The organism is Mesorhizobium sp., assembly GCF_004962925.1.
Classification (GTDB): Bacteria; Pseudomonadota; Alphaproteobacteria; order Rhizobiales; family Rhizobiaceae; genus Mesorhizobium.
This window is the reverse complement of record NZ_SUEO01000013.1, coordinates 17,303-32,876: the sequence shown is the minus strand read 5'-3', so window position 1 is coordinate 32,876 and position 15,574 is coordinate 17,303. Positions and strand designations below refer to the sequence as shown.

The following is a 15,574-nucleotide window of genomic DNA, read 5'->3' as shown; positions in this document are numbered from 1 at the left end:
CGCAAGCGGGCACTCGAATTGCTGCTGACAGGCGAGGCGTTCTCGCCGCAGCGCGCGCTCGAACTCGGCCTCGTCAACCAGGTGGTGCCGCATGACGACCTGATGCCGGCAGCACTGGATCTCGCTCAGCGTATTTCCAGGCATTCAGAACTCGCAGTCGCCAGCATCCTGACCGCGGTGACGCGCGGCCTTAACCAGTCGATCGCGGAAGGTTTGCTGGTTGAGGCCGAACAGTTCGCCCGCATGGCGCCGACCGCCGATCTGCGCGAAGGGCTCGATGCCTGGATCGCGCGCCGCAAGCCGAGCTGTTCCGGTTCGTGGACACGCACTGCTGCGGGCGAGTGAGGCACAAGGGACCGTCATATCGCTGGAGTCGGTTCCGGAGATATTCGAGGCGTTCGATTGCGGAGAAAGCCTGATCGGGCTATTTGGCGCGGGTGGGCCAGAACGCCCAGATCGACAAAGCCGCCAAGGCCAGCCAGAGCGCCACGATAAAGAACATTCCCGTCCTGCTTTGCGGGCGTTTTTCGAGCGCGGCAGCCCGCGCCCGAAACTCGTCCATCAGCCGCGGTGGAACAAGCCTTATGGCCAGGATTATGCCGAGCGGCACGATGATCAGGTCGTCGATATAGCCGAGCACCGGAATGAAATCCGGGATCAGGTCGATTGGGGAAAGCGCATAGGCGGCGACCATCCCAGCCACGAATTTCGCAAACCAAGGCACCCGAGGATCGCGTGCGGCGAACCACAGGGCGACGACATCAAGCTTGATGGCGCGCGCCCGGCTCTTTGCCGCTTCCAGCCATGCTTTCATAGGGTTACTTTAGCACAGATTGTCCGCCGGCGTCCGAGCGGCGGTTGCTGATCGCAGAAAGACCTAGACTAGGCCCCCAGTGGCGCGTCCCAAACGACGCGCGGCGCTCTAATGTTCCGACGGTTCGGTGCCGCTAGCCGGCTTCTCGCCCGAAACATAGGCGTCGAGAAAGTTCTGCGAGGCGACATCGTCGGCGAGGCTCCTCAGCCTTTCGGCCGCGGCCGCCCCCAAAATCGCCTCGACGCGCCGGTTGGCCTCGACCCACACAACATATGCCTGCTGGTATCGCGCTTTTCCGAGCGGCGTCAGCACGGCATGCTTCGTTCGCCGGTCGTGGGCATCCTGGCGGACCTCGACCAGACCGTCGCGTACAAGCGGCCGCAAGGCGTGCGTCAGCGCTGAAATTTGGATCGCCAGGCGGGCGGCGAGGACCTGCAGCGTCGGCCCGTCCTCACCATAAACGGCCCCGAGCCCGTCGATCTGGCCGAGCAGAAGGGTCTGCGTTGACGTCAGCCCGGTTGGGACCAGCGCCACGTCATACAACTGGCCAAGCCGCCGCGCCGCACGACGCAGCGACGAATTGATGCAGACGAAATCGTTCGGCATGCCGGGCGCTTCCGCGTCTGGCTGGTCCCGACTTTCGAGTGATGCAAACGATTCGACCGTTTTTCCCATCTTCACAAAATAGTTGAGTGCTGAACCATTGCAATGGGGCACAGATTCGGCTAGTTGGTTGAGTACTCAATATTTGAGTGCTCAACTTTAGGAGATGACCCATGTCGAACTCCGCTTCCAAGCCGATCGCCGTCGTCACCGGCGCCTCCGCCGGCATCGGCGCCGTCTATGCCGACCGCCTCGCTGCCCGTGGTTATGATCTTGTGCTCGTGGCGCGACGCGTCGAACGCCTAAAAACCCTCTCAGCGGAGCTGTCGCGGGCCTATGGCGCCAAGGTCGAGGTGATCGGCGCCGACCTGACCAAAGAGGACGGCTTGGCGCGCGTCGAGAAGGTGCTCGCCACCAACCCCGCCATCACCCTGCTTGTGAACAACGCCGGCAACGGAACGCTCGGATCGACGATAAACACGTCCGACGAGAATGCCGCGTCGACGATCGCGCTCAACATCACGGCGCTGACGCGCCTGACCCGAGCGGCGCTGCCGGCATTCCTGTCGCGCAACGCCGGGGCGATAATCAATATAGCCTCGGTCATGGCGCTGCACTCGCTGCCGATCACCTCCCTCTACAGCGGCACCAAAGGCTATGTGGTGAACTTCAGCCGTGGCCTGCAGGAGGAGCTTGCCGGAAGCGGCGTCAGGCTGCAGCTCGTTCTTCCAGCCGCGACCGCCACCGAATTCTACGAGTTCGCCGGCATGCCGCTTTCAGCGTTCGACCCGGCAGTGGTGATGACCGCGGAAGACATGGTCGACGCGGCCCTGGCAGGGTTTGATCAGGGTGAAGCCATCACGCTGCCGTCAGTCCACGACCGTGCGCTGTGGGAAACCTACGACGCCGCCCGCGCCATCCTGTTCGCCGCGACGCAAACCGGCGAACCCGCGCCTCGCTACCAGGCGGCTTGACGCTGCCGGACCGCCCTGTGCGCGCAGGGCGGTCTCCGCTGGCATCGCTACGGCGACGTCACCGTCAGATGGCCTTTCATGTTGGGATGGAAGCGGCAGAAATAGTCGACCGAACCCGCCGTCTTCAGCGTCAGGCTCGCCGCCTTCTTCGGCGGGATCATCACCTCCCAGCCGCCTTTGACGGTCGCCGTGTGGGCGAACACGTCCTTGTTGACCCACTCGATGGTATCGCCGACCTTCGCCTCGGTGCTTGCGGGCGAAAATACAAGCTTCTCGATCGTCACCTCAATCGTGTTGGCCTTGGCTGGTGCGGCCCCAATGGTTAGCGCCAGAGCAATCCACAGATGCCGTTTCGACGCCGTCGGTGCTGTTCTCATTTCAGTCTGCCGGCGACATGTTCGGCATGCTGTTCATGGCCCTGGAATAGCTTCAGGCCGGTCTCCAGCAGGCTCTTCAGTTCGGCATTCTCGGCCGAGGGTATCAGCAGGGTTTTGAGCGCGCCGTTGACCTGCTTATGGTAGGCGACCTCGTTGGCGACATAGGCCTTGTCGAAGGCGGTGCCGTCGAGTTTGGCGAGCTTGGCTCGTTCCTCGGCCGCCGCCTCGGTCAGCGCCTTGCTGGTGGCGTTGTCCTCCGGCGTCACGTTGAGCTTCTTGACCAGGTCAAGCGCTTGTTTGTTTACGGCTTCATGGTCTCGCACCATAGCTTTGGCGAAATCTACAACCTCTTTGTTCTTCGATTTCTCCAGCGCTTGTTTGGCCGCCTCGACGTCAAGCACGCCGGCTGTGTAGGCGATGTGGGCGATCTGCGGGTCGGTCGGCTTGTCGGCGGCTTGCGCCAACGGCGCAGCGCTGAGCAGGAAAAGCGCTGCCAGTGCGGTGGTCGATCGAATAAACATGACGTTCTCCTTCGCCGGATGCGGTTGGCTCCGGGCATTTCAGTTGACGATGATTGGATGCCGGGCGGGGGCAAACGTTCCCGGGAATTCGGGAAAAATCAGTCTGTAAAGCCAAGCCGCTGCATCACCGCGGCGGTCAGCCGTTCACACCGGCGGCCGGCGAAGGGGAAGGCATTGAGCAGCACCGGGCCGATCTGATCGTCCAGCGCCTTGCGCACGAGGGCGCGGGCGCGGTGCAGGCGGCTCTTGACGGTTTCGGGCCGCACATCAAGCAGTTCGGCGGTCTCCTCGATGCTGAGACCCTCGATCACCCGCGCCACGAACACTGTCCGGTACACATCGGGAAGCCGATCGGTCGCCCGTTGGACAAGCTCGAGGATTTGCCGTTGCGCCATCGTCCGCTCCGGATCGTCGCTGGGATCGAGGGGAAATTTGATGATTTCGGCGTGTGGAGTTTGCGGCATGGCTACCGTTCGCCGTCTTTTGCGCAAGCGCCCAAGCGCCTCGTTGATGACGATGCGCGACAGCCATGTGGCGAGCGAGGATTCGCCGCGAAAATCCCCGAGTTGGGCAAAGGCCTTGACATAGGCCTCCTGCACGATGTCTTCAGCCTCGCTGTCGTTGCGAACGACGCTGCGGGCGATACGATAGAGTCGCTGGTTGTGCATCTTGATAATCGTGCGGAAGGCTCCGCCCTCCCGCGCCAGCGCGCGGCCGACAAGCTGCATCTCGCCAGCTGCGGCAGGCATGACGGTCAAGACAGCAGACATGACCGGTTTCCTCATCGCAAGCCAATCTCCTGACCGGAAGCAAATCCTCCGATCGAAACATTGGACGGCCTAGCCGGGAAAAGGTTCCCGACATTTTTCCGGCGGCCGGCAGCGACTACGCTACCGCTTCCGCCAGCAGCCTGTCGCTAGTTTGCGCCCGCGCCGTTGCGGCCAGCAGATCGGTCTGCGTGATCAGGCCGAGGATGTGCCTGTTGTCGTCTACGATGACGACGGCGTGGCTGCGGCCGTCGGTGAGCACCGGCAGAAGGCCCATGGCAGGCGCGCTCGCCGAGGCGGTTGCCGCGGGCTTCGTCACGCTTTTCACCGCGTCCGCTACCCGTGCCAGTTCTCGCAGCCCGACGGCGCCGACAAGCCTGGCTTCCGAGTCGACGACCGGCAGCGTCCGGATGTTGTGGTCGAGCAGCAAATGGCGTGCCTGGTCTGCACCAGCGTGCTCGTCCACGGAAATCACATCGCGCGACATGATGTCTTGGCACAGCAAGGTCCGGTGCGTGCGCACCATCGCTTGCAACTCCACCTGCCGCAGCAGCCGTTCGAGATCGTTGCGGTCGATGTCGAATGTCTCCTCCAAGGTACCAAGCGCAGCATCGATGTCCTCGGGCCGGAAGCCGATACGCTCCTGCGCGGGTCGATCGATGGTGCCGTGGCTGTTCTTTGGCGCGGCGACCGCCACATGTGGATAGGTCCGTCGCGACAACTTGTGAAAGCCGTATCCGAGCGCGACCAGCACGATCGAGTTCAATGCCACCGGCACGAACGGAAACAGGAAGCCGGCGCCGATGATGGCCTGTCCGCCGACCACCGCGGTCAGGGCAACCGCCCCACCTGGTGGATGCAGGCAGCGTGTGAACGACATGGCAGCGATGGCCAGTGATACCGCAACGCCCATAGCAAGGACAGACTCATGCAGGAAATGTGCCACGACGACGCCGACGAGCGCCGATATGGTGTTGCCGCCGATGATCGACCAAGGCTGCGCCAACGGGCTCGCCGGCACCGCGAACAAGAGCACGGCCGAGGCACCCATCGGCGCCACGAGCAGCGGCACATGCGAGCCGCTGCCGAGTACCAGGCCACTGATCGCGCCGGTCAGCGCAATGCCGACCGTCGCACCGATACAGGCGATGATGCGCTCGCGCAGCGTCGCGCCGGCCAGTATGGGAGTAAAAAGGCGAAAGGCCATGGGGCACTCTGGGTCGATCTGGGAAGATTGTTGAACTTTGAATGGCCTTGCAATGCCGTCAGTCTGCTGAATTCGAAAGCCAAACCAATCCGAAAAACAGCGGATTTGGGAAATAATGTTGCGCGGCGCGGTCAGATCAGGTGAGGTCTGGGCCAGCCGGAATAGCTGCGCACATGATTTGGCTAAGCCTTTTCAAGAGGTTGAGCACGTTTTCTGAATCGATTTTGGAAGACCCATGCCGCTCGTTCAGGCGGCCGCTGCGGCGAGGCCGCGCGCCAGATCGGCCTTCAAATCCTCGACGTCCTCGAGCCCGATCTGCAGGCGCACCAGCGGGCCGTCATAAGGGCCCTTGGCGACGACGCGGTCGCCGAGGAAGACCGGCACCGCAAGGCTCTCATAGCCGCCCCAGGAATAGCCGAGGCCGAATATCCTGAGCGCGTCGAGGAAGGCATGCTGCTGTTTCTGGCCGTCGCCCGCAAGGACGATCGAAAAAATGCCGCTCGAGCCGCAGAAGTCGCGCTTCCAGAGATCGTGGTCGGGATGGCTCGGGAGTGCGGGATGCAGCACGCGCGCCACGCCCGGCTGGCCCTCCAGCCAGCCGGCGATATCAAGTGCGCTGCGCTGATGATGGTCGAGGCGCACGCCCATGGTGCGCAGGCCGCGCAGCACCTGATAGACGTCGTCCGGCCCGGCGCAGCAGCCCATCGTGTAGAAGGTCTCGCAAAGCTGTTTCCAGCAGGCTTTGTTGGCCGATACGGTGCCGAGCAGCACGTCGGAATGGCCGGCCGGATATTTCGTCGCCGCATGGATCGAGATGTCGACGCCGTGGTCGAGCGGGCGGAAGTAGAGCGGCGTCGCCCAGGTGTTGTCCATCATGACGATCGCGCCGGCGGCGTGTGCCGCGCTGGCGATCGCCGGTATGTCCTGCACCTCGAAAGTGTTTGAGGCCGGCGATTCGGTGAATACGACCCTGGTGTTGGACTTGATCAGCGCCGCTATACCGGCACCGGCATGCGGATCGTAGTACTCGACCTCGACGCCCAGCCGCTCCAGCATCGTGTCGGCGAAATTGCGGGTCGGGTGATAGACGGAATCGACGATCAGCACATGGTCGCCCGCCGACAGGAAGGCGAGCAGCGGCACCGTCACCGCCGCCAGGCCGGACGGCACCACAATTGTGCCGGCCGAGCCCTCGAGCGCGTCTATAGCGCTGGCAAGCGCGTCGGTGGTCGGTGTGCCGCGCGTGCCGTAGGTGTATTTCTGGCTGCGTGCCGCCATCGCCGCCGCGTTGGGATAGAGCACGGTCGAGGCATGCACCACCGGCGGATTGATGAAGCCGAAATAGTCGTGCGGATTGTTGCCCGAGTGGGCAAGCCGCGTGTTGATGCCCATTTCGTTGCCGTCTTTTGTCATTGCGCTTCGCCTCTGATGAAGCGCTAGCCATAGTGCGACGGCATTGGCCGCGCAACCGTTCGCCATCCGCCAGCCGGCGGACTTTGGATATGCCAATTGAATCCAAGACAACTCAGTAATGCGCGGCCTTCCGAAGGTGGATTTCAAAGGGCCCCAGCCCCGATTTGCGTTGATCGGATTTTGCCGGCTTTGTTCGCACGGCTGACTAATTTCCAGGCGCGTTTGTCTGCAATTCGGGCATTTGCGGCAATTGGTTTTCAAACTCTTTCGGTTTCGGTCATTTTCCTTGACCTCCCAGGAATAATCGCCTTCGATGCAGTTCGTGAATGGGAGGCAGCGCGTCGGTTGCGATGCGGGGTTTCGGGAATGGGCCGGAACGGGAAGCTGCATTCACCGAAAAAAAGTCAGGTTCGCCTGAAAAAAACAGAAAAGGGTCTGTGGGTTATGAAACACATTGCAATCGGCATTCTGGGCGCCGCCGCGCTTGGATTGGTGGCTTCGGCTGCGTCGGCGGCTACGCTCGACGACGTCAAGGCCAAGGGCTTCATCCAATGCGGCGTCTCGACCGGTCTGGCCGGCTTCTCGGCGCCGGACGACAAGGGCGACTGGCAAGGCATCGATGCGGATTTCTGCCGCGCTGTCGCGGCCGCAGTTTTTGGCGATGGCACCAAGGTCAAGTTCACGCCGCTCAGCGCCAAGGAGCGGTTCACCGCGCTGCAGTCCGGCGAGATCGACATCCTGTCGCGCAACACCACCTGGACCATCAACCGCGATACGGCACTTGGCCTGAACTTCGTCGGCGTCACCTATTATGACGGTCAGGGCTTCATGATCAACGCCAAGAAACTGCCGGGCGTGAATTCCGCGCTGCAGCTTTCGGGCGCGGCGGTCTGCGTGCAGAGCGGCACCACGACCGAGCTCAATCTCGCCGACTACTTCAAGGCCAACAAGATGGAGTACAACCCCGTCGTCTTCGAAAAGCTGGATGAGGTCAATGCCGCCTATGACGCCGGCCGCTGCGACGTCTACACCACCGACCAGTCGGGTCTCTACGGCATCCGCCTGACGCTCGGCGCGCCGGCCGACCATGTCGTGCTGCCCGAGATCATCTCCAAGGAACCGCTCGGCCCGGCCGTGCGCCAGGGTGACGACCAGTGGTACCACATCGTCAAGTGGACCTACTTCGCGATGTTGCAGGCCGAGGAACTGGGCATCACCCAGGCCAATGTCGAAGAGATGAAGAACTCGGACAGCCCCGAGATCAAGCGCGTGCTCGGCCAGGAAGCAGACACCAAGATCGGTACCGATCTCGGCGTCTCCAACGACTGGGTCGTCAACATCGTCAAAGCAGTTGGAAACTACGGCGAAATGTTCGAACGCAATGTCGGTTCGGGCAGCCCGCTGAAGATCGCGCGCGGCATCAACGCGTTGTGGACCAAGGGCGGCCTGCAATACGCTCCGCCGATCCGCTGATCGAAATGTGATCCGGAAGGCAGCTTTCCTGCCTTCCGGTTTCTCTTTCCAGGGGATGGTCGAATGGCATCGCAGGAAATTCTTCGCGAGGAGCCAAGCCGCGGCTCCTTTATCAATGATCCGAAGGTCCGCGGCATATTTTTCCAGGCGGTGGTCGTCATCGTGCTGGTGGCGTTGGTCTGGTGGATCGTCCAAAACACCATCGACAATCTGACGCGCCTGCGCATTGCGTCAGGCTTCGGCTTTCTCAGGGGCCGCGCCGGCTTCGACATCAGTGACAGCGCCATCGCCTATTCGTCGGATTCGACCTATGGCCGCGCCATTCTGGTCGGCTTCATCAACACGCTCATCGTGGCCGGCGCTGGCATCGTCACCGCCACCATCATTGGCTTCATCCTCGGCATCGGCCGGCTTTCACACAACTGGCTGATCCGCAAGATCTGCATGGTCTATGTCGAGGTCTTCCGCAACATCCCGCCGCTGCTGGTCATCTTCTTCTGGTATTCCGGCGTGCTTTCGGTGCTGCCGCCGCCGCGCGAAAGCATCAACCTGCCATTCGGCTCTTTTCTCAACCAGCGCGGCTTCTACTTTTTGCGCCCGATCTGGGGCGAGGGTTCCTGGCTGATCCTGGTCGCTCTGCTTCTCGGCATTGCCATGGCGTGGTTCGTCGCCCGCAAGGCGCGTCAGCGGCAGATGGCGACCGGCCAGCAATTCCCGGTGTTCTGGACATCGGCGGCTTTGATCATCGGCTTGCCGTTGCTGGCCTACGCGCTGAGCGGCTTCCCGCTGAGTTTCGATTACCCAAAGCAATCGACCTTCAATTTGACTGGCGGCTTTCAGGTCAAACCGGAGTTCCTGTCGCTCTATTTGGCGCTGTCCTTCTATACGGCGGCGTTCATCGCCGAAATCGTGCGGGCCGGCATCATGGGCGTCAGCAAGGGTCAGACCGAGGCAGCCGGCGCGCTCGGGCTGCGGCCGGGATCGATCCTGCGGCTTGTCGTCATCCCGCAAGCCATGCGCATCGTCATTCCACCGCTGACCAGCCAGTATCTGAACCTGACCAAGAACTCTTCGCTCGCCATCGCCATCGGCTATCCCGACCTGACGGCGACGACCGGCACGGTGCTGAACCAGACCGGCCAGGCGATCGAGTGCGTGCTGATCATGATGGTGGTCTATCTCGCGCTCAGCCTGTTGACGTCGGTGATCATGAACGTGGTCAACGCCAGAATGGCGCTGGTGGAGAGGTAGGGACATGCAGGAGCACGATCTTTCCTTCGTCCGCGTCGAAATGGCGCTGGCACAGTCGGCGCCGCCAAGCGAACGCGGCCTGGGCGCCTGGATCCGCAAGAATCTGATTGCTTCGGCCGGCGACACGATCCTGACCATCATCGGCATCGTGCTGGTCGCGATGATCCTGCCGCAACTGATCAGCTGGGCCTTCATCAACGCCCAATGGATTGGCACGGACCGCACCTTTTGCGCCACGGTGGCGCAGGGCGGCATCCAGCCGGACGGCTGGTCCGGCGCCTGTTGGGCCTTCGTCAACGCCAAGTTCGGCCAGTTCATGTTCGGCCGCTATCCGATCGATGAGCGCTGGCGGCCGATCCTGGTCGCCATCCTGTTTGTGGCACTTCTGGTGCCGCTGCTCATTCCGAAGGTGCCGCGCAAGGGGCTGAACGCCATTTTGTTCTTCGGGGCGCTGCCGGTCTTTGCCTTCATCCTGTTGGTTGGTGGCGTTTTCGGCCTGCCGCATGTCGAAACCTCGTTGTGGGGCGGGCTTCTGGTGACGCTCAGCCTGTCCTTCGTCGGCATTGCGGTGTCGCTGCCGCTCGGCATCGTGCTGGCGCTGGGCCGGCGATCGAAGATGCCGATCGTCAAGATGCTGTGCGTCATCTTCATCGAGACGGTGCGCGGCATCCCGCTGATCACCGTCCTGTTCATGGCCAGCGTCATGCTGCCGCTGTTCCTGCCGGCCGGCGTCAGCTTCGACAAGTTTCTCAGGGCACTGATCGGCGTGTCGCTGTTTGCCGCTGCCTATATGGCCGAAGTGGTGCGCGGCGGCCTGCAGGCCATCCCCAAGGGCCAGTATGAGGGTGCTGATTCGCTCGGCCTCGGCTATTGGCAGAAGATGGGCCTGATCGTGCTGCCGCAGGCGCTGAAGCTGGTCATTCCCGGCATCGTCAACACGTTCATCGGCATGTTCAAGGATACCAGCCTGGTTTCAATCATCTCGATGTTCGACCTGCTCGGCGTCGTCAAACAGAATTTTTCCGACGCCAACTGGGCAACGCCGCAGACGGCCAGGTCCGGCCTGGTGTTCGCTGCCTTCGTCTTCTGGCTGTTCTGTTTCGGCATGTCGCGCTATTCGATGTTCACGGAACGCCGGCTCGACACCAGCTACAAACGCTAAGAACAAAAAAGGGAACCTTCCATGGCCACAGAAAATGCAGTCAGCGCGGAAGAGATCAAGGTCAATGCCGCCAAAATGCAGGTTTCCACCACCGATGTCGCCATCGACATCATCGCCATGCACAAATGGTACGGCGAATTCCATGTCCTGAAGGACATCAACCTGAAGGTGATGCGCGGCGAGCGCATCGTCATTTGTGGCCCTTCGGGCTCCGGCAAATCGACGATGATCCGCTGCATCAACCGGCTGGAAGAGCACCAGAAGGGCAAAATCTTCGTCGACGGCAAGGAATTGACCAACGATCTGAAGAAGATCGACGAGGTGCGCCGCGAGGTCGGCATGGTGTTCCAGCACTTCAACCTGTTCCCGCATTTGACTATCCTGGAAAACTGCACGCTGGCGCCGATCTGGGTGCGCAAGACGCCGAAGAAGCAGGCCGAGGAAATCGCCATGCACTTCCTCACGCGCGTCAAGATCCCGGAACAGGCCAACAAATATCCCGGCCAGCTTTCCGGTGGCCAGCAGCAGCGCGTGGCCATCGCCCGCTCGCTGTGCATGAACCCGCGCATTATGCTGTTCGACGAGCCGACCTCGGCGCTCGATCCGGAAATGATCAAGGAAGTGCTGGAGACGATGGTCGGCCTCGCCGAAGAGGGCATGACCATGCTCTGCGTCACCCACGAGATGGGCTTTGCACGCAAGGTCGCCAACCGGGTTATCTTCATGGACCAGGGCCAGATCGTCGAGCAGAATACGCCGGCCGAGTTCTTCGACCATCCGCGCCACGAGCGCACAAAACTGTTCCTGTCGCAGATCCTGCACTGATCGCTGTCACGCAAATCGAAAGGGCCCGGCCGAAACCCGGCCGGGCCCTTTTGCGTCTGACCTGTCAGCCAGCGATCAAGAGCCGATTGCAACACTGTTGCCCATGAAAAAGCCATCCCTCATGAAAAAGCTTGGCCGTTTTCTCGCCATTCCGGTGGTGGCGATCGTTCTTGCCGTGATGCTGGGCACGTTCATTCCACGGCCGCTCTTGCCCGCGGCGGCCGCCGATCCCATCGCCACCAGGCACATCCTGGTGCTGAAAAATCCGATCCATACCGATATCGCCATTCCGGTCGACGACGATGTGCGCAAGCGCTTCCATTTCCTGGTCGATGGCGGCATTCCGACCGACATGGCTGAGGTCCGCTACATCGTCTTCGGCTGGGGCGGCCGCGCCTTCTATCTGGAGACGCCGAGCTGGTCGGAGCTGAAGACCGTGCCGGTGATGAAGGCGCTGACCCTTGATGCTTCGGTGATGCATGTCGATGTCGCAGGCAACATTGTCTCGCCGCATCCCGACGTCGCCGGCTTCGACATCGGCGAGCAGCGTTTTGTGGCGCTGCTCGACTTCATCGCCGCGAGTTTCCAGCAAGGGCAGAACGGCCCGATCCTGATCGAGAACGCCGCCTATTCCAGGTTCGACCGCTTCTACGAAGCCAACGGCTATTTCAACGCGCTGGTCGGCTGCAACACCTGGACCGCGGCGGCTCTGCGTATCGCCGGCCTGCGGACGGGCTGGTGGAATCCGCTGCCGGCCTCGCTGGACCTATCGATGCGGCTTTATAATTGATGCCTGAGAGACGCCCGAACGGGTCAGCCGGTCTTGCGCTCCTGTTTCGCTACATATTCACGAAGCGCCTTGTTGATCGCGCTTTGGTAGCCGCGGCCACCCGGCGCGCGTCTCTTGAACCAGGCGACGAGATCGGAATCGAGTCGAAGGGTCAATTGCTGCTTGATTGGCTTGAAATAGGGATTTCGGACCGCGCTCCGCCAGAAGTCTTCGGTCAGCTCGGGAATATCGCTCGTATCGACATCGCTCTCCGGCCGTGTCTTCAGAGCCTTGATCTCGGCCTTCTGAGCTTCTGTCAAAGGAGCTGGATTCGTCGGATCGAGTTCATGTCGGACGATTTTGCCCATAGCGTCTTTTCTCCTGAGGTGTGGCTTGCCGAGCGGAAATGGTGCGGATTATCTCGATTCCGTCTTCCTCTAGGTCGGCATGTGCGATCAACAGCACCAATGTTTCATCTACGACGCCAATGGTTTGCCAGCGATACTCGCCTTCCTCTACCCGGTCTTGAATCGTGAGTGCAAAGGGATCGAGGAAAACGCGCGCGGCAATCTCGAAACTCACGCCATGCTTGCGCAAATTGGACTTCGCCTTCTCGGCATCCCATTCAAATCGCAATCTATGCCTCACATAACTACAAAAATGTAACTACAAATTGACACTACGTCAAGGTGGTCTGTCGCCAACTTCCGGCGGCCGCCAGCCATACAGCCAGTCCAAATCCGCCGCGAGCTTTTCCGGCGAGCGCAGCTTCAGAAACAGGTTGCGCGCGACGGCCACCGGCCCGGAAGCATGCCAGGCAAGACGGTTGACGACACCGCGGCGGGCGACCTTGGCGATGCGCGGACGCCGCACCTTTTCCCAGGCAGCTAGCGCGCTCCAGGGATCGGCGGGCGAGGCGGCGACAAACCCTGCAAGGGTTGCGGCGTCCTCGATCGCCATCGCCGCGCCCTGCGCCGCGAACGGCGTCATCGCATGCGCCGCATCACCGATCAGCGCGATACCGGCGGGCGTCGTCCATGGCTGTGCCTGGTCGACCGTATGGATCGGCCATGCGGTCCACGGGCCGGCATCCTCGGCAAGCCGGGCCAGTGCTGCCGCCGTGCCACGCATGGCGCCGACGAGGATTTCGGGATCGGCGTGGCCCGACCAGCCCTCGGCGATGATCTCGCCCCTGGTGAAGGCGGCCAGGTTGAATGCCGCGCCGTTGCTGACCGGATAGGCGACGAGGTGAAAGCCGGGATGCAGGAAGGTGGTCACGCAATCGGCAGCGCCGACGGCTGCAAAGGCTTCTCCCGCGACACTGTCTGCGCTGATCGTAGCGCGCCAGGCTAGCTCGCCCGAAAACCGGCTGTGGGCCGCAAACCCGCCAAAGGCGCGGATAGCCGACCAGACGCCGTCGGCGCCGATCAGCAGAAAGCCGTCGGCTTCGACGGTCTTACCGGCAACCTCGACTGTTGCCGTGGTATGGTGCGGTCCTGCGGCGACGCCGCCGACGCGCGCGCCGGTGACGAGACTGATATCAGGCTGTTCGGCAAGGCGCGCCATCAGCGCTTCCTGCAGGTCAGCCCGATGAGCGACGAGATAGGGCGCCTGCCAACGCCTCTCGGCTGCCTCGCCAAGTGGCACCCGCGCCAGCTCGCGCAGCGTGGCGGCGTCCTTGAGCACGACCGCCTCCGGCCGCACCGCCGCCGGCAACAGCCGGTCGAGCACGCCGAGCTGGCGAAGGATGCGCGTCGCGTTGGGTGAGAGCTGGATGCCGGCGCCGGCCGCTTCGAGGCGCGGCGCCTGTTCGAACAGCCGCACCAGATAGCCGCGCTCGGAAAATGCCAGCGCCGCAGTCAGTCCGGCGACGCCGGCTCCGGCGATGACGACCTGCCGGGACCGCGTGTCGTCCATGAGGATGGCGTGCGCGTCAGGCGGCCTGGTCGATATAGAGGCATCCCGCAGGCTGCGTTTCCGTCGCCTTCAGCTTTGGCGAATAGCGAAAAAGCGTTGAGCAATAGGGGCAGACCTTTTCATTGTCGTCGCCCATGTCGAGAAACACATGCGGATGGTCGAAAGGCGGGTTGGCGCCGGTGCACATGAATTCCTTGACGCCGATATCAATCGCCGCATAACCCGCATCGTTCTGGAAATGGGGAATGGAACCGCCTGCCATCGTCGTCTCCTACATCTGCCGCATGACCCCGGATCATGCGCAAGATCAAACTTCTACCGCGTCCTTTGCGCGTCCACAGGACGCGCTGCGCTGCAGTCTGGATTGCATCTGGATCATAAGCTGTCTCTTTGCAAGATCGATGAAATCAAACTGTCGTAAAAGCCTGTCACAGGATAAGCTAAGCCGGTTAAGGCATGGCCGCGAAATCCGAATTCGGTTTCGCTGGGGATCATGCGTAGCTTAAGAGCGGTAGAGCGTCCTTTGCGTATCCGGAACGACGCGTGACGCTCTGGCCAGCGGGTGCGAAACGAGCAGGAACCATGAACGAACTAAAGCCGGTACAGAGCGAATTCACCACGGTCGAGGTGGCGAGCCCAGAGGGCGGCAACCCGGACCGCTTCGTCAACCGCGAGTTTTCCTGGCTGCAATTCAACCGCCGCGTCCTCGAGGAATCGCTGAACGCCAATCATCCGCTGCTCGAGCGTGTCCGCTTCCTGTCGATATCGGCCGCCAATCTCGACGAGTTCTTCATGGTCCGCGTCGCCGGTCTCGCCGGCCAGGTTCGCGAAGGCATCACGCTGAAGAGCCCGGACGGCCGCACCCCCGAACAACAGCTGGAACAATTGCTGCGCGAGGTCGAGCGTCTGCAGGAGGATCAGCAGAACAGCCTTTCGGCGCTGATGCTGCTGCTCGACAAGGAAGGCATAGAGAGCATCAGCCGCGATGCGCTGACCAAGGACGAGAAGACCTGGCTCGAGGATCATTTCCAGGAGCAGGTCTTTCCGGTGCTCACACCGCTGTCGATCGACCCGGCGCATCCGTTTCCGTTCATTCCCAATCTCGGCTTCTCGATGGCCCTGCAACTGCGCCATCGCAGGAATGGCGAGGAGATGAGCGCGCTGTTGCGTCTGCCGGTGGCGCTGAAGCGCTTCATCCGCTTGCCCGACCGCAAGCGTCATGTCCGCTTCATTCCGCTGGAAGAGGCGGTCGGCCTCTATATCGGCAAGCTGTTCCCTGGCTACGAAGTCAAGGGCTCCGGCACGTTCCGCATCATCCGCGACAGTGACATCGAGGTCGAGGAGGAGTCCGAGGATCTCGTGCGCCTGTTCGAGACGGCGCTGAAGCGCCGCCGCCGCGGCTCGGTCATTCGCATCGAATTCGACAAGCTGATGCCGGCCGAACTGCGCGAGTTCGTCGCCGGCGAGCTTGGCGTCTCGTCGAGCCGCATCAGCGTGCTCA

Annotated in this window: 18 protein-coding genes and 1 pseudogene; 8 read left to right on the top strand and 11 right to left on the bottom strand. The window is 62.1% G+C overall.

From position 1 onward, the window contains the following. On the top strand, window positions 1–345 hold a 345-nt coding region (locus tag E5W87_RS05370; protein WP_292394732.1), incomplete at its 5' end, for an enoyl-CoA hydratase-related protein. Between the two features lie 79 nt (window positions 346–424). On the opposite strand, the gene E5W87_RS05365 is transcribed toward E5W87_RS05370, so the two are convergent. Beyond that, window positions 425–814: a YkvA family protein gene (locus E5W87_RS05365; protein ID WP_292394730.1), complete on the bottom strand. Its 390-nt coding sequence runs from the start codon at window positions 812–814 to the stop codon at window positions 425–427. Between the two features lie 108 nt (window positions 815–922). Continuing rightward, window positions 923–1,420, bottom strand: a complete 498-nt coding sequence (locus tag E5W87_RS05360) for a MarR family transcriptional regulator (RefSeq protein ID WP_292394728.1) — start codon at window positions 1,418–1,420, stop codon at window positions 923–925. Window positions 1,421–1,590: 170 nt separating this feature from the next. Here E5W87_RS05360 and E5W87_RS05355 point away from each other — a divergent pair, with 170 nt between their 5' ends. Beyond that, the gene (locus E5W87_RS05355; RefSeq protein ID WP_292394727.1) at window positions 1,591–2,391 is read left to right on the top strand and encodes an SDR family oxidoreductase; all 801 of its coding nucleotides are present in this window, start codon (window positions 1,591–1,593) and stop codon (window positions 2,389–2,391) included. 47 nt (window positions 2,392–2,438) lie between these two features. Here E5W87_RS05355 and E5W87_RS05350 read toward each other — a convergent pair whose 3' ends face one another. The 5 genes from E5W87_RS05350 to E5W87_RS05330 form a co-directional block, all read right to left on the bottom strand. Continuing rightward, window positions 2,439–2,768 carry a cupredoxin family copper-binding protein gene (locus tag E5W87_RS05350; RefSeq protein ID WP_292394724.1) on the bottom strand — a complete coding sequence of 110 codons (330 nt, stop codon included), beginning with the start codon at window positions 2,766–2,768 and terminating at the stop codon, window positions 2,439–2,441. Further along, window positions 2,765–3,289: a DUF4142 domain-containing protein gene (locus tag E5W87_RS05345; protein WP_292394723.1), complete on the bottom strand. Its 525-nt coding sequence runs from the start codon at window positions 3,287–3,289 to the stop codon at window positions 2,765–2,767. Before E5W87_RS05345 ends, E5W87_RS05350 begins: the two co-directional genes overlap by 4 nt. A gap of 98 nt (window positions 3,290–3,387) precedes the next feature. Beyond that, window positions 3,388–4,059 carry an RNA polymerase sigma factor gene (locus E5W87_RS05340; RefSeq protein ID WP_292394720.1) on the bottom strand — a complete coding sequence of 224 codons (672 nt, stop codon included), beginning with the start codon at window positions 4,057–4,059 and terminating at the stop codon, window positions 3,388–3,390. 115 nt (window positions 4,060–4,174) lie between these two features. Continuing rightward, on the bottom strand, window positions 4,175–5,263 hold the full coding sequence (locus E5W87_RS05335; RefSeq protein WP_292394718.1) for an HPP family protein: 1,089 nt from the start codon (window positions 5,261–5,263) through the stop codon (window positions 4,175–4,177). A gap of 246 nt (window positions 5,264–5,509) precedes the next feature. After that, complete coding sequence (locus E5W87_RS05330) at window positions 5,510–6,676, bottom strand: cystathionine beta-lyase (RefSeq protein WP_292394716.1); 1,167 nt, start codon at window positions 6,674–6,676, stop codon at window positions 5,510–5,512. 444 nt (window positions 6,677–7,120) lie between these two features. Here E5W87_RS05330 and E5W87_RS05325 point away from each other — a divergent pair, with 444 nt between their 5' ends. The 5 genes from E5W87_RS05325 (at window position 7,121) to E5W87_RS05305 (ending at window position 12,177) form a co-directional block, all read left to right on the top strand. Continuing rightward, on the top strand, window positions 7,121–8,149 hold the full coding sequence (locus E5W87_RS05325) for an amino acid ABC transporter substrate-binding protein (protein WP_292394714.1): 1,029 nt from the start codon (window positions 7,121–7,123) through the stop codon (window positions 8,147–8,149). Window positions 8,150–8,212: 63 nt separating this feature from the next. Further along, a complete protein-coding gene (locus tag E5W87_RS05320; RefSeq protein ID WP_292394712.1) occupies window positions 8,213–9,400 on the top strand; it encodes an amino acid ABC transporter permease in 1,188 nt (395 codons plus the stop codon). 4 nt (window positions 9,401–9,404) lie between these two features. After that, entirely contained in the window at window positions 9,405–10,562 is a 1,158-nt protein-coding gene (locus E5W87_RS05315) for an amino acid ABC transporter permease (RefSeq protein ID WP_292394710.1), read from the top strand. A gap of 21 nt (window positions 10,563–10,583) precedes the next feature. Next, window positions 10,584–11,387, top strand: coding sequence for an amino acid ABC transporter ATP-binding protein (locus E5W87_RS05310; protein WP_095489299.1), 804 nt, complete (start codon window positions 10,584–10,586; stop codon window positions 11,385–11,387). 121 nt (window positions 11,388–11,508) lie between these two features. After that, window positions 11,509–12,177, top strand: coding sequence for a TIGR02117 family protein (locus E5W87_RS05305; RefSeq protein ID WP_292394708.1), 669 nt, complete (start codon window positions 11,509–11,511; stop codon window positions 12,175–12,177). Between the two features lie 23 nt (window positions 12,178–12,200). Here the strand turns inward: E5W87_RS05305 and E5W87_RS05300 are convergent, their stop codons facing one another. Genes E5W87_RS05300 through E5W87_RS05285 form a run of 4 tightly spaced genes read right to left on the bottom strand, consistent with a single transcriptional unit; the run spans window position 12,201 to window position 14,335 of the window. Then, window positions 12,201–12,524 (bottom strand): BrnA antitoxin family protein, encoded by a 324-nt coding sequence (locus tag E5W87_RS05300; protein ID WP_292394706.1) that lies wholly within the window; start codon window positions 12,522–12,524, stop codon window positions 12,201–12,203. Continuing rightward, on the bottom strand, window positions 12,502–12,792 hold the full coding sequence (locus E5W87_RS05295) for a BrnT family toxin (RefSeq protein WP_292394704.1): 291 nt from the start codon (window positions 12,790–12,792) through the stop codon (window positions 12,502–12,504). Before E5W87_RS05295 ends, E5W87_RS05300 begins: the two co-directional genes overlap by 23 nt. A gap of 48 nt (window positions 12,793–12,840) precedes the next feature. Next, window positions 12,841–14,073, bottom strand: a complete 1,233-nt coding sequence (locus E5W87_RS05290) for an FAD-dependent monooxygenase (RefSeq protein ID WP_292394702.1) — start codon at window positions 14,071–14,073, stop codon at window positions 12,841–12,843. 16 nt (window positions 14,074–14,089) lie between these two features. After that, a complete protein-coding gene (locus E5W87_RS05285) occupies window positions 14,090–14,335 on the bottom strand; it encodes a zinc-finger domain-containing protein (protein WP_254026757.1) in 246 nt (81 codons plus the stop codon). A gap of 320 nt (window positions 14,336–14,655) precedes the next feature. Between E5W87_RS05285 and E5W87_RS05280 the strand changes: the two are divergent. Then, window positions 14,656–15,574, top strand: a pseudogene (locus tag E5W87_RS05280) (RNA degradosome polyphosphate kinase); the annotation flags it as partial.

Coding starts and splice junctions, on each gene's coding strand:
- E5W87_RS05335 (WP_292394718.1), bottom strand. CDS start 5,263: ATGGCCTTTCGCCTTTTTACTCCCATACTGGCCGGCGCGACGCTGCGC.
- E5W87_RS05355 (WP_292394727.1), top strand. CDS start 1,591: ATGTCGAACTCCGCTTCCAAGCCGATCGCCGTCGTCACCGGCGCCTCC.
- E5W87_RS05310 (WP_095489299.1), top strand. CDS start 10,584: ATGGCCACAGAAAATGCAGTCAGCGCGGAAGAGATCAAGGTCAATGCC.
- E5W87_RS05300 (WP_292394706.1), bottom strand. CDS start 12,524: ATGGGCAAAATCGTCCGACATGAACTCGATCCGACGAATCCAGCTCCT.
- E5W87_RS05340 (WP_292394720.1), bottom strand. CDS start 4,059: ATGTCTGCTGTCTTGACCGTCATGCCTGCCGCAGCTGGCGAGATGCAG.
- E5W87_RS05365 (WP_292394730.1), bottom strand. CDS start 814: ATGAAAGCATGGCTGGAAGCGGCAAAGAGCCGGGCGCGCGCCATCAAG.
- E5W87_RS05350 (WP_292394724.1), bottom strand. CDS start 2,768: ATGAGAACAGCACCGACGGCGTCGAAACGGCATCTGTGGATTGCTCTG.
- E5W87_RS05285 (WP_254026757.1), bottom strand. CDS start 14,335: ATGGCAGGCGGTTCCATTCCCCATTTCCAGAACGATGCGGGTTATGCG.
- E5W87_RS05320 (WP_292394712.1), top strand. CDS start 8,213: ATGGCATCGCAGGAAATTCTTCGCGAGGAGCCAAGCCGCGGCTCCTTT.
- E5W87_RS05345 (WP_292394723.1), bottom strand. CDS start 3,289: ATGTTTATTCGATCGACCACCGCACTGGCAGCGCTTTTCCTGCTCAGC.
- E5W87_RS05330 (WP_292394716.1), bottom strand. CDS start 6,676: ATGACAAAAGACGGCAACGAAATGGGCATCAACACGCGGCTTGCCCAC.
- E5W87_RS05315 (WP_292394710.1), top strand. CDS start 9,405: ATGCAGGAGCACGATCTTTCCTTCGTCCGCGTCGAAATGGCGCTGGCA.
- E5W87_RS05360 (WP_292394728.1), bottom strand. CDS start 1,420: ATGCCGAACGATTTCGTCTGCATCAATTCGTCGCTGCGTCGTGCGGCG.
- E5W87_RS05290 (WP_292394702.1), bottom strand. CDS start 14,073: ATGGACGACACGCGGTCCCGGCAGGTCGTCATCGCCGGAGCCGGCGTC.
- E5W87_RS05305 (WP_292394708.1), top strand. CDS start 11,509: ATGAAAAAGCTTGGCCGTTTTCTCGCCATTCCGGTGGTGGCGATCGTT.
- E5W87_RS05325 (WP_292394714.1), top strand. CDS start 7,121: ATGAAACACATTGCAATCGGCATTCTGGGCGCCGCCGCGCTTGGATTG.